Consider the following 14,897-nt stretch of genomic DNA (forward strand, 5'->3'; position numbering starts at 1 on the left):
CCACGCCACCGAGCCCCACACCAAGCAGGCCCACACCGCAAGCCCCCTTGGCCATGTCGGCCAGAAACTGGCGACGACTACGACTCATCTCTCGCTCCCCCGCCTCAGGCCTTCATCACCTTGACGGCGCACTTCTTGTAATCGGTCTCTTTGGAGAGCGGATCGGTGGCGTCCAGGGTCAGCTTGTTGACCAGCTGGCTGGCGTCAAAGAAGGGCATGAACACCAGTCCTTTCGGCGGACGGTTGCGACCACGGGTTTCGACACGGGTCTTCACCTCACCACGGCGGGAGGAGACAATCACCTCTTCGCCACGACGCACGCCACGGGCCTTGGCATCTTCCGGGTGCATGAACAGCACCGCATCCGGGAAGGCGCGATAGAGCTCGGGCACCCGACGGGTCATGGTGCCGGTGTGCCAGTGTTCCAGCACGCGGCCGGTGGAGAGCCACAGGTCGTACTCTTTGTCCGGTGACTCGGCGGCGGGCTCGAACGGCAGGGCGAAGATGACCGCCTTGCCATCGGGCTTGCCATAGAAGCGCACCCCCTCGCCCGCTTTGACATACGGGTCGAACCCTTCACGGTAGCGCCACAGGGTCTCTTTGCCATCCACCACCGGCCAGCGCAGACCGCGCGCGTCGTGATACTGATCGAACGGCGCCAGATCGTGGCCGTGACCGCGACCGAAGGTGGCGTACTCCTCGAACAACCCCTTCTGGACGTAGAACCCGAAGTGCTCGGCCTCGTCGTTCAGCAGCCCCTTGCTCTGCTCTTTCGGGAACTGGTTGACCTGACCGTTGGCATAGAGCACGTCAAACAGGGTTTTGCCCTTCACTTCCGGCATCTTGGCAATGAGGTCTGCTGGCCACACTTCCTCAACCTTGAAGCGCTTGGAGAACTCCATCAGCTGCCACAAGTCGGACTTGGCCCCTTCCGGCGCTTTCACCTGCTGGTGCCAGAACTGGGTGCGGCGCTCGGCGTTGCCGTAGGCACCCTCTTTCTCCACCCACATGGCGGTGGGCAGGATAAGGTCAGCCGCCTGGGCGGTGACGGTCGGGTACGGGTCGGAGACCACGATGAAGTTGCGCGGGTCGCGATAGCCAGGCAGGCGATCGGTATTCATGTTGGGACCGGCCTGCATGTTGTTGTTGCACATCACCCAGTAGGCGTTGAGCTTGCCATCTTTGAGCATGCGATCTTGCAGCACGGCGTGGAAACCCACCTTGTCGGGAATGGTCCCCTCCGGCAGTTTCCAGATCTGCTCGGCGATGGCGCGGTGCTTGGGCTCGGTCACCACCATGTCGGCAGGCAGACGGTGGGCAAAGGTACCCACTTCCCGCGCGGTGCCACAGGCTGAGGGCTGACCGGTCAGGGAGAATGGGCCGGAACCCGGCTCGGAGATCTTGCCGGTCAGCAGGTGGATGTTGTAGCAGAGGTTGTTGGCCCAAACGCCACGGGTATGCTGGTTGAAACCCATGGTCCAGTAAGAGACCACCTTCTTGCTCGGGTCGGCATAGATCTGGGCCAGCTTTTCCAGCTTCTCTTTAGAGACGCCGGAGAGCTTGGAGACCGACTCCACATCGTAATCCGCCACGAACTTGGCAAACTCCTCGAAGGTGATCGGGCTGGCATCGCCGCTGTCCGGGTTCTTCGCTTTCTGCTGCAGCGGATCGGTCGGGCGCAGGCCGTAACCGATGTCGGTGACCCCCTTCTTGAACACGGTGTGCTTGTTGACGAAGTCCCAGTTCACCTTGTCGTTCTGGATGATGTAATTGGCGACATAGTTGAGGATCGCCAGATCGGTCTGCGGGGTGAACACCATGCCGTTGTCCGCCAGTTCGAAGCTGCGGTGCTCGAAGGTGGAGAGCACGTGCACCTGCACATCGGGGTTGGAGAGACGGCGATCGGACATCCGCGACCAGAGGATGGGGTGCATCTCGGCCATGTTGGAGCCCCACAGCACAAACGCATCAGCCTGCTCGATATCGTCGTAGCAGCCCATCGGCTCATCCATGCCGAAGGTCCGCATGAAGCCGACGACCGCGGAGGCCATGCAGTGACGGGCATTGGGGTCGATGTTGTTGGTGCGGAAACCGGCCTTCATCAGCTTGGCGGCGGCATAGCCTTCCCAGACGGTCCACTGGCCGGAGCCGAACATGCCGACGGCGGTCGGCCCCTTCTCTTTGAGGGTCGCCTTGAACTTCTCGGCCATGATGTCGAAGGCCTGATCCCAGCTGATGGGGGCGAAGTCGCCATCCTTGTCGAACTGGCCGTTCTTCATCCGCAGCATCGGCTGGGTCAGTCGATCCTGGCCATACATGATCTTGGAGAGGAAGTAGCCCTTGATGCAGTTGAGGCCACGGTTGACCGGTGCATCCGGATCACCCTGAGTCGCCACGACCCGACCATCCTGAGAGCCCACCAGCACGGAGCAGCCGGTACCGCAGAAGCGGCAGGGGGCTTTATCCCAATGGATGGCAGTCTTGTCGGTACTGGTGATGAGATTGGCTGCCAGCGTGGGGGCACTGACACCGGCCACAGCAGCGGCAGCTGCCACCGCGTTGGCCTTCATAAAGTCGCGTCGACTCAGCTTCATGGCATATCCTCACATTGCTTATCGCGTAATAGTTGTCGAATCTGTCGAACGGGAGCCAGCCATCAGCAGCAGAGGGCTCGCCCGGCATCCCATCAATCTTTTCAGTGACCGCCGAGTTCATCGAACTGGTGGTAAATCAGGGCGGCAGAGAGCACGCCCGGCATCGCCTGTATCGCATCAATGGCCGCCATGATCGGCCGCTGGCTCGGACCTTCCAGGGTCACGACCAGCTTGCCCTCGTCACTGACGGCGTGGATCTCGGCCCCTTCGAGGGCACCAATCTGCTCGGCGAGCTGATGGCGCAAGGGGGGCTGGGTCAGCACCACCAGACTCGATACATGGAACTCCTGATCCATTGTGGCTTCTGTGTCACACGGTTTCTGACTCATTCTGACTCCTGCTTGAGGGTGGGCTGGCTCGCGCCACCGGATGGGGCGGCTCGCCCGTCGACCTTGATGCTGCCAACCGGACAATCCTGCACGCAGGCGCCGCAGCCGTTACAGCGATCCGGCTCCACCGTCGGGGTGGGCACTCGCCCCAGCACCGGAATAAAACGAATGGCATTGGGCTCGCAGCTGTCCTGGCAGCGCTGGCAGAACACCTGACCATTGGCCAGACAGTTGGCCTCGATATGGGCCTTGTAGTGCCAGGGAGAGTCGGTGGTCGGGCGAAACAGCGGCGCCTTGCAGACCGTGACGCACTCGGTACAGAAGGTGCACTCGCCACGCTGGAAATCGACCACCGGAAAACCGCCTTCGCCAATCACCAGGATCTGCTCCGGGCAAGCGGCCAGACACTCCCCACAGCGGGTACAGTCGGCGACAAATGCCGACCAGTTGACTGACCAGGGCAACTGCACCGGCGGTTCGGCGGCTCTCAGCCGCCCCCGGAACAGGCCGCGGCGGGCAAGATCGATCTCATCCGGCATGTTGACTCCTGTTCTGGTGAGGAAGGGTGCAGTGCGAGTCCATGATTGGCATTTTCGATACCAATTATAAGAGTGGGTGTATATTGCGGTCCTGACAAGGTCAGGGATATACCACCAGGGAGATAAACAGGGGGGATTCTTGCGCCAGATCAAAGCCTTGCAGCGCAATAAAAATGGAGGTATCGGTTAAAATACCTCCATGTGAGGATTGCTATTTAATCGTTGGCGATTTTTTGCCGTTATCCGCCGATAGAGGCGAGATGGGGGGTAATACCGGCATTACCCTCATGGAGACGATGGGAGGCACTCTTGCCCGCCAGTGCGGCACGAATGCGCTGTTGCAGCTCATCCGACTGCTGATCTGCGGTGAGCAGATCCCGCAGGTCGACACCGTTGTCGCCAAACAGGCACAGATGCAGCTTCCCCAGCGAGGAGACCCGCAGCCGGTTGCATCCGACACAGAAATCCTTGCTGTAGGGCATGATGAGACCGACCCCACCTTGCGAATCGGGGTGCATAAAGACCTGCGCCGGGCCGTCATCCTTGCCCCGCAACTGCTGCACCCAGCCACTCTCCAGCAAACGCAACTTGATCTGCTCGCCGCTGACATGGTGGTCGCGAAACAGGGTATCCATCTCGCCGGTCTGCATCAGCTCGATAAAGCGCAGCTCGATGGGCTTGTGCTTGATCCAGCCCAGAAAAGCATCGAGCTGGTAGTCGTTGAGCCCCTTGAGCAGCACCGCATTGATCTTCACCGATTTGAACCCGGCGGCCAGTGCCGCTTCGATCCCCTCCATCACCTCCGCCAGCTTGTTCTCACCGGTGATCTGATGAAACTGGCGCGGGTCGAGACTGTCGACACTGATGTTGAGGGCGTTGAGTCCGGCATCAAACCACTCCCGAGCCCGATCCTTGAGGCGATAGCCATTGGTGGTCATGGCGACTTTCTCGATGCCCGGGGTAGTGGCAATCACATTGACGATCTCGGTGAAATCACGGCGCAGGGAGGGTTCGCCCCCCGTGATGCGCACCTTGCGGGTGCCCATAGCGGCAAAGCTGCTCACCACGCGGCGGATCTCGTCAACCGAGAGAAAGGGGCGGCGCCCCGCTTTGTGACCGTCCGGGGGGCGATAGCCATCCGGCAAGCAGTAGGTGCAACGAAAATTGCAGACATCGGTCACTGACAAACGCAAATAGTAAAAACGACGGGAAAAACCATCTTCAAGTGGCAACATAAACACCTTTCCAAATACGGGAGGCCAGGGCATTTCTTTCCTGACCCTTACAGCTCGAACATCGGCTGACGGCTGGTTTTCCCCTATCGCAAGGACGTAGGCAAAACCGCTCGGAGTTCATCTAGTTTTTCGATGCTAACACAAGTTGAAGTACACTCCCACGCATCTTGCGGGGTCCTTATCACTATCCAGAGGTGTGCATCAATATGGGAAAACGATTCAGGGTCCATTCGGTCAGCAGCGCCATTGGCCGCGCCATGGTATTGATCCTTTTCATGGCCAGCCTGATTGCGCTGGTCGCCATGGTGACCCTCTTCTACTCGGTACCCGATGCCAAGGCGATCAACCTATCCGGTTCGCTGCGGATGCAGGCCTACCGGATGGCCTACGAGATCGAGCGGGGCGATAGCGTACTGGGACGCCTGTCACAGTTTGAAGAGACTCTTCACGCCGCAGAGCTGCAGGAGACCCAACGCTGGATCACGCCCGCCTCCCTGCGCCGTACCTATGGCGAGGTGCTCGGCCAGTGGGCGGTGATGCGCCAGCATATCGAAGAACGCACCCCCAGACGATACACCGATAACACCGAGCAGTTTGTGGCGGCCATCGACAATTTCGTCAATCAGATGCAGTACCACGTGGAATTCAAGGTGCGGATGCTGGCCCTGGCAGAGGGGCTCGGGCTGCTGGCCATCATCACCATCGCCTGGTTCACGGTGCGATTCACCCGCCAGCAGGTGGTCGCCCCCCTCAATCAGCTGGTCTACTGCGCCCGCCAGATCCAGCGCCAGGACTTCGATCTCCAGCTGCCCGCCCACGGCGAAAATGAGCTGGGGGAGCTGTCGCGGGCCTTCATCACCATGGCGGACGAGCTGGGCAAGCTCTATCGGGAGCTGGAGAACAAGGTGGAAGAGAAGACCGCCAAGCTGCAGCAGGCCAACGACACCCTCTCGTTTCTCTACAGCACCGCCCAGAAACTTCATGCGGCACCGCTCAGCACCCGCACACTGATCAAGCTGCTGGACAGAGCTGCCGCTCACCAGCATATCGACCATATCCGGCTGACCCGCTTCGAACACAACGCCATGCCGGTCTATATCTCGGGGCGTACCGGCTGGCCCGGCGATCTCGATGCAGTCGCCAGCTTCTATCTGCAGATGGATGAGCAGGAGTTTGGCAGGCTCGACATCATCAGCCAGCACCCCATCGACGAGCGGTTGATCAAGAACTTCACCATGCTGCTGGCTCAGGTGCTGCACAAGGACCAGACCCTGCTGCAACAACAGCGACTGCTGTTGATGGAGGAGCGGGCGGTGATTGCCCGGGAGCTGCATGACTCGCTGGCGCAGGCCCTCTCCTATCTCAAGATCCAGTCCACCCTGCTCAAGCGCTCCTACACCAAGGGGCAGCAGGAGAAAGCGCAAGAGGCGATACAGCAGATCGACGAGGGGCTCAGCAATGCCTACACCCAGTTGCGCGAACTGCTCGGCACCTTCCGCCTTACCATTGGGGACGCCAATCTGGGGGAAGCGATCCGCGTGATGCTCGATCAGCTGCAACCCCAGACCCATGCCGAAATCAGATTCCACTATGGGCTGGCCGACACGGATCTGGAGGCGGGTCAGCATATCCATATCCTGCAGTTGATCCGTGAGGCAGTGCTCAACGCCATCAAACATGCCTACGCGCAAGTGATTGATGTTAGCTGTGAGACCCTCGCCAGTGGTAACATTGAGGTTCAGATTTCAGATGACGGTGTCGGGATCGGACTCGCCAGCTCGGCGATCAACCATTACGGTTTGAGCATCATGAACGAGCGTGCAAGCAAACTGCATGGTCTGTTGACCATCAGCGAACAGCAACCACAAGGCACCTGCGTGCATCTGACCTTCCCCACCAGTCTAACGAGAGACGCCTGATGGACGAGATGAAATACAGTGTTCTGGTCGTAGATGACCATCCCCTCATGCGCAAAGGGATTGTGCAGTTACTGGCTCTGGAAGAGAACATGGAGGTGACCGGTGAAGCCTCCAACGGTACTGACGCTGTGGCGCTGGCCAAGGAGTCAGAACCGGATCTGATCCTGCTCGACCTCAACATGAAGGGGCTCTCGGGTCTCGATACCCTTAAAGCGCTGAGAGCCGAGGAGATCACCTCCCGGGTGGTGATCCTCACTGTCTCCGATGCCCGCCAGGATGTAGTAGCCCTGCTCAAGGCCGGTGCCGATGGCTACCTGCTCAAAGATACCGAGCCTGATCTGCTGCTGGCCCAGCTGGCAGACGTGATGACCGGCAAGCAGATCCTGAGTGAACCGCTGCGCCCTTATCTCGAAAACATCTACGAGCTGGACCACCTGCAGCAGAAGCTGGAAAGCTTAACGCGTCGCGAAATGCAAATCCTGCGTGAAATTGCAAAAGGCCTCTCCAACAAACAGGTCGCCTCGGTACTCCATATCTCCGAGGGAACGGTCAAGGTTCATGTGAAGAGCCTGCTGAAGAAACTCGAGGCGCAAAGCCGCGTGGAAGCGGCTGTCATGTATCTCGAGCAGCGCAACTAAGTCCCCTCCTCCTCCCGAAAAGCCACCCTCCGGTGGCTTTTTTCATTCTCTGGCACAGTCGCTGCATTGTCATATTCAGCAACTACTCAATGGAGGATGGAACATGAAACTACAACCTTTGGCACTGTTCCCCTTGCCTTCCCACATACTTCCCGGCGGCAAGCTTCCTCTGCGTCTGTTCGAACCACGCCATCTGCAGATGCTCAAGGAGTCGTTCGTCAACGATCAGGGGTTTGGCATCGTGATGGAAGAGTCGACCACCTCGGGACAATCCGGCCGGATCCTGCCAGTCGGCACCCGGGTCAAGGTCACCGACTTCTACACCCTCAACGATGGTTTGCTGGGCATCACCGTCCTTGGGCTGGAGCGCTTCTGCATCCACGAGATGGAAACAGACGACATGGGCCTGCGCCGGGCAAAGGTGGAGATGCTGCCCAACTGGCCGAGCACCCACTCAGATTTCAACGACAAGCTGCTGGTCAACCGCCTGCGAGAGGTATTCGAGCAGTATCCGGAGCTTGATGAGCTCTATCCGGACAAACGCTTTGAAGATGCGGCCTGGCTCTGCCAGCGCTGGCTCGAGATATTGCCGATGCCGATTTATGAAAAGCAGATGCTGATTGCCAAACAGAACAGCGAAGCGGCCCGTAAATTTCTCCATCGCCTGATTTCACAATGACAAAAAACAGCGTTGCAAAATGCAATTATTCCAACAATGAAAATAGTAATTTCGCATTATGCAAATGAGTAGGAACACAATTAAGCCATAACAAGAGAGAGCCGCTGCGCTAAACGGCCAAAATGAACACAAAAGAGTCCTTTGAAAGTTGGCACAGATTTTTCATGTATTTTGATACAACCCGATTTATCCCGTGCTCTCTTCAGTATTTGCTGAAGAACTGGTCAACCCACAAAGTTGACCATTTTTTTTATCCGCGCGTCGGCAACCGCTGGCCAAAGTGGCGCTGCAAACACGCTCTCAGCCGCGACAAGGTAATGGGTTTGGCGAGAAAATCATCCATCCCCTGTGCCAGACAACACGCCTTGTCCTCCGCCATCGCATTGGCCGTCAATGCAATGATGGGCATGGTGCACCCCAGCTCCCGCAAGCGCCGGGTGGCCTCCAGCCCGTCCATCAGGGGCATCCGCATATCCATCAGGATCAGATCCGGTTGCTGTTCATCCACCTGTGCCAGCGCTTCCAGACCATTGGCAGCAAGGCGCACCTTGATCACCAGTTTTTGCAGCATCAGCGACACCACCAGCTGGTTGACCGGACTATCCTCCACCACCAGCACGTCCAGTGGCAGTAAAGGTGGTTCCATCTCTTCCCGCTGAGGTTGGCAATGGCAAGGCAGCGCCATGCCGGGGAGTTCAAACCAGAAGCGGCTCCCCTTGCCCGGCTCACTCTCTAGCCGGATCTCGCCTCCCATCAAGGCAACCAGCCGCTTGCTGATGGCAAGGCCAAGACCGGTCCCGGAAAAGCGGCGAGTCGCCGAGTTGTCGACTTGAGAGAAGGGCTCAAACAACAGCGCCTGATCAGCATCGGCAATACCGATACCTGTGTCAGAGACCGATATCCGCAACTTCTCATCCTGCCAGCCAAGGTGCAGCGTCACCTCTCCCTGCTCGGTAAACTTGAGGGCGTTATCCAGAAGATTGCCCATCACCTGCGACAGACGCATCGGATCCCCTTGCAGCTCCTGGGGGACGGACTCATCGATCCGATAAACCAGCGCAATCCCCTTGGCTGTAGCCCGTGCCTGCAGCGGCTCAACCAGAGACTGGCATAACTGGATTGGCTGCAGGGTCTCGCAGTGAAACACCAGGGTTTGCGACTCGATTTTCGAAAAGTCGAGTACGTCATCGATGATGGTTTGCAGCAATCTGGCCGAGTGGGTGGCATGACGCAACAAGCTCTGCTGCTCCGGCGCCAGCTCGGCATGCAGCACCAGATCAAGCATCCCCAGCACCGCATTCATGGGTGAGCGGATCTCGTGAGTCATCATGGCAAGAAACTGGGACTTGGCGCGGTTAGCCGCTTCGGCTTCATCCCGTGCCCGCGCCAGCTCTTCTTCACGACGGATCTGGGTGCTGATATCCCGCGCGGTACCGCGATACCCGATGAAGCTGCCACCATGATCAAAACAGGGCTCGGCGCTCACCTCCATCCAGCAGGGGCCATTGAGCAGCGCAACCTGCATGCGGACTCCGCGCACCGGCCTGCGCTGTGCCAGCAGCTTGAGATAAGCCTGTGACTCGGCACTCTGCTTGTTGCAAACATAGTCATAGAGGGTCGGCCGGGTTGCCAACGCCGTCATCTCATCGAGGTATCCCGGCTCGGACGCATAGCTGAGCCGATGTTCGGCATCGGTCTCCCAGAACCAGTCGGAAGCCATGGCGGCGAAACTGCGAAAACGGCGTTCGCTGGCCTGCAGGGCCTCGGTTTTTACCTCAACCTGCTCCTGCAAGCGGGCCCGATAGGTGATGTTGACCAACGCTTGCGAAATAAGTGGGCGACACCGTTGCATGGCCGCCTTGCTGGTAAGGTCGAAAGTGCCCGCCTGTGAATGGCGGCAGATGATGGCAGCGGTAAAGCCGGGGGCCTGCAATCCGGTCAACATCAGGCTGGCCCAACCGGGTTCACCCGCCAGCGGTGCCAGCTCTGGCAACTGGGCGGGGTCATAGATCACCAGCGTCTCTCCGGCGACGGCTCGGCCAAAGGCCGAAGTCATAAACCAGCGGCGGCCGCACTGACCCGGCTCGGTGCTGAGATGGGTGATCCCCTGACCACCTTCCCAGGCCACCACATCGGCATGTTCAAAGCCGATAAAGGGTTTGAGTACCTGGATAAGGCTCTCCAGTACCTGCTCCAGCGTCTTGGCATCGGCCAGAGTAGCAACCCCGCCCAACAGGGTCTGGGACTCATGACGGTACTTTGCCTCACGCTCACGACAGCGCATGAGATCGACCAGGCTGGTCTGCAATTTGTCGCTGAGGGCTTCCAGTTCACTGTTGCCAATCATCTTGTTGCCTGCTCTGTTATGTTCTGCCGACTCAAGGGGTCAGGAAAATCACGCTCGACACCATCAGGTTACCGTGGGCCAGCTCGCCATTGGGCAGCCGTCCCTGCTCACCGAACGTAAAAGGGGTGATAAAGGGGATCTTGCCGAGACGAGCCTGGCTCTGCTCAACAAACTGGCACAACATATCGCCAAGGGCCAAACGGCAACCAGCACAAAAGATGATGAGGGCACCGATCGGTTGCAACTCGGCATCGACGCCATAGGCCGGTTCAATCCGGATGGCATTGAGGCTGCGCTGCAACAGCCCCTCCTGACTGCTATACATCAGCAGCAACCGTTCCCCTTGCACCACATCGGTAAAAAGTCGCAAGCCCCCCTGCTCAGTCACCGCCTCGGGATGGGAAAGCTTGTAGTAGGGAATGCCATCCAGCATGCCCACTTGGCGGGCCAGCGGGGTCAGGGTCGTCTCCCGCAAAATGGCGCCAGCCGACCAGGGCTGCTCACGCCCGCACCAGCGGGCATAGACCTCGGCAGCGGGCTGGTGATCGATGGTAAGCACCTCGCGCCCGTCGCAGGCGGTGATCTCGCCGCTGAACTCGGCAGGGATGTAACCAGAGTGAAACTGGAACGCCAACTGACACTCCGGATAGAGTACTGCCAGCACAATGCCGTCTGAACAGACCTCTTCATCCCAACACAGTTGCCACTCGCCACTCACGCTATTGTCGGCCGCAGATCCGCCGACCACCGGCACCGAGGCACCCAGTTCGGCTTCGATGCCAGCCAGCAGCCCCTCCTCTTCGCCGGGACTGGCGTGAAACAGGATCAACTGGGGCAGCTCGCCAGGTCGGCCGCAATCGCTCATGGCGCTGCGCAGCAACTGACGCACATCCACCCCATCGCCGCTTGCACCGGCTACCCCGAAGGCCCCTTTCTCGTCATAAAGGGCTGCCACCGCCAACCCATATCCGTCTCTGGCATGGTGACCCATCTCGGTCATCACGCCGCCACAGGAGCTGCACCCGAGCAATCGGGTCGTCGGGAACTGGTGTTTGAGCGCTTCGCGCAGTATCGCGCCGTCATGAGCTTGGGTAAAATAGACCAGCAACAGGGAGGGAGCCTGAATGGCATGGTGGCGCAAACGCGCACAGATATCTTGGGCCGCCAGCGATGAACTTTCAGCGAGGGAGTGAACGGTCAGAAATTTCAACACCATCTCCTTGTTTTATCGGATAGCGGTCGCAAGCAAAAATCATACCTTTATCAAACAATTATCTCGCTTCACTTGCTAACATAGCTGTCAACTGAGCCCAATTACAGGACGCCCATATGTGGCAAAAAAACATCAATGACTTCGATCGGGTCGTTGCCATCGGTGGTGGCCACGGCATGGGTCGAGTGCTGTCGTCCCTCTCGTTTCTCGGTCAACGACTCACCGGCATTGTCACCACTACAGATGATGGCGGCTCAACCGGACGCCTGCGCAAGAGTCAGGAGTGCATCGCCTGGGGCGATCTGCGCAACTGCCTGAACCAGCTGGTGACCGATCCCAGCATCGGTAGTCTGTTGTTCGAGTACCGCTTCGCCGGCAAAGGCGAGCTGGCGGGCCACAACCTCGGCAACCTGATGCTGCTGGCGCTCGATAATCTCTGTGTCCGTCCTCTTGATGCTATCAAGCTGATCAGTGACATGCTCAAAATCGAGTCACAATTGCTACCCATGTCTGAATTTCCTACCGACCTCTGTGCCCATATGGAGTGTGGCACCCAGATCCTGGGCGAGGTCTCCATCGATCAACTGACAACGCCGCCTCTTTCCCTCGGCCTGATGCCGGAGGTGCAAGCCACCCGGGAAGCGGTGCTGGCACTGCAACAGGCAGACATGATCATTCTGGGACCAGGCAGTTTTCTCACCTCCATCATGCCACCACTGCTGCTGGCCGAGATCGCTCAGGCCATCAACGAGAGCAGCGCCATGCTGGTCTTCGTCTGCAATCTGGTGGCGGAAAACGGCCCCGCCAGCCAGCTGGATCTTATGAGTCAGTGTCGCTGGCTGGAGTCCCGGGTCGGTCAGGGTCGGCTGGATGCCATCCTGGCACCCCAGGGTGCGGGTGATGCGGGGGCCTGGCAAGGGCGATTGATCGAAGCCGAGCTGGGTGAACTTGAGCTGCCCCATCGGCACGATCGGTTGAAGCTGAAACTGGCGCTGGACAGGATCATCCAGCAACTGCTTAACCAGCGTTAGGCAACGGCCACGGCGCCCCGGCATCCCTGCATGGCGCCGCTACTTACTGATAATCGGCAAGAAACGCGAGCACTTGGGGCAAGGAGAGTTCCAGCAGTTGCAGCTGACGCTCTGCCTCGGCCACATCCGCCTGCTTGCAAGCCATCTCCAGCGCCATCACCTGTTGGTAGCTCGGGACTGCGCCGTAGCTGCCACAGGATGATTTCATGCTGTGAGCCACCCGGGCTAGCGCTTCCCACTCCCCCTGCTCGTAAAGGGGTCTGAGCTGGCTCAACTGCTCACCCACCTCTTCGATAAACACTGCGATGACCACCGGCAACATCTCCTGCCCGATATCATCGGCCAACTGCTGCAACACCTTGCGATCCACCCACTCCATGCGAGGCCCTCCAGAAAGGTATTCAAACAGACCATACTATAGATAGTTTTCGGCGTCGTGCCTCATGGCCAAGCGGTGATGAACCATCCGATTGGGCGGCTCAGGGGATAAACTGGCAAAAAATGTGATCAGTATCGAATTAGCGACGCAGAAACGTCCGTCAAGACAACAACTTGATTGCCACCAATTAACAATTGATCAACACTCAATCCCGTCAGAGTGATGATGCTCAGCAACACCTCTCATCCCTTTTTGCCTTTTATGGCTGCTGCGAAGAACCAGGGTAGGAATCTACCCTGGTATTTTTTTATCTCGCTCAGGCACGCCCTGATTGGTCGTCACCCGCTCCCCCATACGGAACAGATTAAATTCGCCGGGTGCCATTTTGACCCAGTTCTCATTGCCGGTCAGCGGACGGGTGGTGATCAGGGTTACCACATCGTTGGGAGTGGTCTCGCTCTGAAAGTCGATCACTACCTCCTCATCCAGCAGGCTCGCCTCGCCAAAGGGCGCACAGCGGGTCAGCCAGTGCAGGTTGTTGGTACAGTAGCTCATCACATACTCCCCGTCCGAGAGCAGCATGTTGAACACCCCGAACGCTCTGAGCTCGTCACACAGGGTGGCGAGATAGCGAAACATGGCGGGAAAGTTGGCAGGACGCTTGGGATATTTTTGCTCCAGCCGATCGAGCAGCCAGCAGAAGGCGTGTTCGCTGTCGGTATCCCCCACCGGACGGTGACGGCCGGTTGGCAGCTTCTTGTAGCCGGTCAGCTGACCGTTGTGGGCAAAGGTCCAGTAACGACCCCACAGCTCACGGGTAAAGGGGTGGGTATTTTCCAGTGACACGCAGCCACGGTTGGCCTGCCGAATGTGGCTGACCACGGCGCAACTCTTGATGGGCAGCGCCTGTACCAGTCTGGCGATGGGAGATTGGGCGCTGGGCTCGGGATCCTTGAAGGTGCGAAAGCCCTTCCCCTCGTAGAAGGTAATCCCCCAGCCATCCTTGTGGGGCCCTGTCTTGCCGCCGCGCAGCATCAACCCGGTAAAGCTGAAGCAGATATCGGTCGGCACATTGGCACTCATGCCGAGCAGTTCGCACATATCCGGCAGACTCCTTTCATGATTTGGCTTGTGTCATGTTCGACCAGTACTCTGGTTCGACAGACAGCAGGGGAAGATGCAATCCCTTCCCCTGTGACTGGCAGCAACCGGTCGATGGCAAACCATGCAACCTGTGATGCCCTTGTCTGGTAGCGACAGCCTGATTACTTGGCCATCTCTTTTTCGACCAGCTGGATCAGGATGTGGATCACCTTGATGTGCACTTCCTGAATACGGTCGGCATAGCCAAAGTGCGGCACCCGGATCTCGACATCCGCCAGACCCGCCATCTTGCCGCCATCCTTACCGGTCAGGGCGATCACTTTCATGCCTTTGGCGCGGGCAGCGTCAATCGCTTTCAGGATGTTGCCGGAGTTGCCGCTGGTAGAGATGCCAAGCAGCACGTCGCCACGGCGGCCGACCGCTTCTACATAACGGGAGAAGACATAGTCGTAGCCAAAGTCGTTGGAGACGCAGGAGAGGTGGCTCGGATCGGAGATGGCGATACCGGCATAACCCGGACGGTTTTCGCGATAACGGCCGGTCAGCTCTTCGGCAAAGTGCATGGCGTCACAGTGGGAACCACCGTTACCACAAGAAAGCACCTTGCCCTCTTCTTTGAAAGAGTCAGCCAGCAGTTTGGCGGCCGCTTCGATGTTTTTCAGGTTCTGCTCATCAGCCAGGAAGGCCTGCAGCACGCTGGCAGCTTCGGTCAGTTCATTGCGGATCAATTCTTGGTACATGATGTCTCTTCCACTGTTTTAATGTGCTTGTAGCTCGCGGCTATTCTCGCACAAGCCAATCGCGGAGTCGCCCCCCTGCCAGCGACTCCA

The 14,897-nt window shown here is 58.7% G+C and carries 13 protein-coding genes, 1 pseudogene and 1 riboswitch; of the genes and pseudogenes, 4 read left to right on the forward strand and 10 right to left on the reverse strand.

All coding sequences use genetic code 11. From position 1 onward, the window contains the following. From LD28_RS22890 to moaA, 5 genes and pseudogenes are all read right to left on the reverse strand, one after another. Positions 1-88, reverse strand: a pseudogene (locus LD28_RS22890) (ferredoxin-type protein NapG); the annotation flags it as partial. Between the two features lie 16 nt (positions 89-104). After that, on the reverse strand, positions 105-2,594 hold the full coding sequence (gene napA / locus LD28_RS0106825; RefSeq protein WP_033136240.1) for a nitrate reductase catalytic subunit NapA: 2,490 nt from the start codon (positions 2,592-2,594) through the stop codon (positions 105-107). A gap of 101 nt (positions 2,595-2,695) precedes the next feature. Then, a complete protein-coding gene (locus tag LD28_RS0106830; protein ID WP_031227438.1) occupies positions 2,696-2,950 on the reverse strand; it encodes a chaperone NapD in 255 nt (84 codons plus the stop codon). Between the two features lie 29 nt (positions 2,951-2,979). Then, positions 2,980-3,522: a ferredoxin-type protein NapF gene (gene napF, locus LD28_RS0106835; protein WP_033136241.1), complete on the reverse strand. Its 543-nt coding sequence runs from the start codon at positions 3,520-3,522 to the stop codon at positions 2,980-2,982. A 239-nt stretch (positions 3,523-3,761) separates the two neighbouring features. Next, positions 3,762-4,757 (reverse strand): GTP 3',8-cyclase MoaA, encoded by a 996-nt coding sequence (gene moaA / locus LD28_RS0106840; protein ID WP_033136285.1) that lies wholly within the window; start codon positions 4,755-4,757, stop codon positions 3,762-3,764. After that, positions 4,745-4,885, reverse strand: a riboswitch (molybdenum cofactor riboswitch). (Overlaps the previous gene by 13 nt.) A gap of 78 nt (positions 4,886-4,963) precedes the next feature. On the opposite strand from moaA, the gene narQ reads away from it, so the two are divergent. The 3 genes from narQ to LD28_RS0106855 all read left to right on the forward strand — a co-directional run bounded on the left by narQ (position 4,964) and on the right by LD28_RS0106855 (position 7,993). After that, positions 4,964-6,676: a nitrate/nitrite two-component system sensor histidine kinase NarQ gene (gene narQ, locus LD28_RS0106845; protein ID WP_033136242.1), complete on the forward strand. Its 1,713-nt coding sequence runs from the start codon at positions 4,964-4,966 to the stop codon at positions 6,674-6,676. Beyond that, positions 6,676-7,314, forward strand: coding sequence for a two-component system response regulator NarL (narL, locus tag LD28_RS0106850; protein WP_033136243.1), 639 nt, complete (start codon positions 6,676-6,678; stop codon positions 7,312-7,314). The genes narQ and narL overlap by 1 nt, the downstream gene beginning before the upstream one ends. A gap of 103 nt (positions 7,315-7,417) precedes the next feature. Continuing rightward, a complete protein-coding gene (locus LD28_RS0106855; RefSeq protein ID WP_033136244.1) occupies positions 7,418-7,993 on the forward strand; it encodes an LON peptidase substrate-binding domain-containing protein in 576 nt (191 codons plus the stop codon). A 250-nt stretch (positions 7,994-8,243) separates the two neighbouring features. Here the strand turns inward: LD28_RS0106855 and LD28_RS0106860 are convergent, their stop codons facing one another. Beyond that, positions 8,244-10,340: a hybrid sensor histidine kinase/response regulator gene (locus LD28_RS0106860; protein ID WP_033136245.1), complete on the reverse strand. Its 2,097-nt coding sequence runs from the start codon at positions 10,338-10,340 to the stop codon at positions 8,244-8,246. 31 nt (positions 10,341-10,371) lie between these two features. Continuing rightward, positions 10,372-11,556, reverse strand: a complete 1,185-nt coding sequence (locus LD28_RS0106865; RefSeq protein WP_033136246.1) for an FIST signal transduction protein — start codon at positions 11,554-11,556, stop codon at positions 10,372-10,374. Positions 11,557-11,669: 113 nt separating this feature from the next. Here LD28_RS0106865 and LD28_RS0106870 point away from each other — a divergent pair, with 113 nt between their 5' ends. Further along, positions 11,670-12,584 carry a gluconeogenesis factor YvcK family protein gene (locus tag LD28_RS0106870; RefSeq protein ID WP_033136247.1) on the forward strand — a complete coding sequence of 305 codons (915 nt, stop codon included), beginning with the start codon at positions 11,670-11,672 and terminating at the stop codon, positions 12,582-12,584. Between the two features lie 43 nt (positions 12,585-12,627). Here the strand turns inward: LD28_RS0106870 and LD28_RS0106875 are convergent, their stop codons facing one another. The 3 genes from LD28_RS0106875 to lpcA all read right to left on the reverse strand — a co-directional run bounded on the left by LD28_RS0106875 (position 12,628) and on the right by lpcA (position 14,807). Continuing rightward, positions 12,628-12,963: an Hpt domain-containing protein gene (locus LD28_RS0106875; RefSeq protein ID WP_033136248.1), complete on the reverse strand. Its 336-nt coding sequence runs from the start codon at positions 12,961-12,963 to the stop codon at positions 12,628-12,630. Between the two features lie 291 nt (positions 12,964-13,254). Then, entirely contained in the window at positions 13,255-14,064 is an 810-nt protein-coding gene (locus tag LD28_RS0106880; RefSeq protein WP_033136249.1) for a class II glutamine amidotransferase, read from the reverse strand. 164 nt (positions 14,065-14,228) lie between these two features. Next, positions 14,229-14,807: a D-sedoheptulose 7-phosphate isomerase gene (gene lpcA / locus LD28_RS0106885; protein WP_033136250.1), complete on the reverse strand. Its 579-nt coding sequence runs from the start codon at positions 14,805-14,807 to the stop codon at positions 14,229-14,231. Between the last annotated feature and the right edge of the window lie 90 nt (positions 14,808-14,897).

The organism is Aeromonas finlandensis (genome assembly GCF_000764645.1).
Taxonomy (GTDB): domain Bacteria; phylum Pseudomonadota; class Gammaproteobacteria; order Enterobacterales; family Aeromonadaceae; genus Aeromonas; species Aeromonas finlandensis.

Coding starts and splice junctions, on each gene's coding strand:
- napA (WP_033136240.1), bottom strand. CDS start 2,594: ATGAAGCTGAGTCGACGCGACTTTATGAAGGCCAACGCGGTGGCAGCT.
- LD28_RS0106830 (WP_031227438.1), bottom strand. CDS start 2,950: ATGGATCAGGAGTTCCATGTATCGAGTCTGGTGGTGCTGACCCAGCCC.
- napF (WP_033136241.1), bottom strand. CDS start 3,522: ATGCCGGATGAGATCGATCTTGCCCGCCGCGGCCTGTTCCGGGGGCGG.
- moaA (WP_033136285.1), bottom strand. CDS start 4,757: ATGTTGCCACTTGAAGATGGTTTTTCCCGTCGTTTTTACTATTTGCGT.
- narQ (WP_033136242.1), top strand. CDS start 4,964: ATGGGAAAACGATTCAGGGTCCATTCGGTCAGCAGCGCCATTGGCCGC.
- narL (WP_033136243.1), top strand. CDS start 6,676: ATGGACGAGATGAAATACAGTGTTCTGGTCGTAGATGACCATCCCCTC.
- LD28_RS0106855 (WP_033136244.1), top strand. CDS start 7,418: ATGAAACTACAACCTTTGGCACTGTTCCCCTTGCCTTCCCACATACTT.
- LD28_RS0106860 (WP_033136245.1), bottom strand. CDS start 10,340: ATGATTGGCAACAGTGAACTGGAAGCCCTCAGCGACAAATTGCAGACC.
- LD28_RS0106865 (WP_033136246.1), bottom strand. CDS start 11,556: ATGGTGTTGAAATTTCTGACCGTTCACTCCCTCGCTGAAAGTTCATCG.
- LD28_RS0106870 (WP_033136247.1), top strand. CDS start 11,670: ATGTGGCAAAAAAACATCAATGACTTCGATCGGGTCGTTGCCATCGGT.
- LD28_RS0106875 (WP_033136248.1), bottom strand. CDS start 12,963: ATGGAGTGGGTGGATCGCAAGGTGTTGCAGCAGTTGGCCGATGATATC.
- LD28_RS0106880 (WP_033136249.1), bottom strand. CDS start 14,064: ATGTGCGAACTGCTCGGCATGAGTGCCAATGTGCCGACCGATATCTGC.
- lpcA (WP_033136250.1), bottom strand. CDS start 14,807: ATGTACCAAGAATTGATCCGCAATGAACTGACCGAAGCTGCCAGCGTG.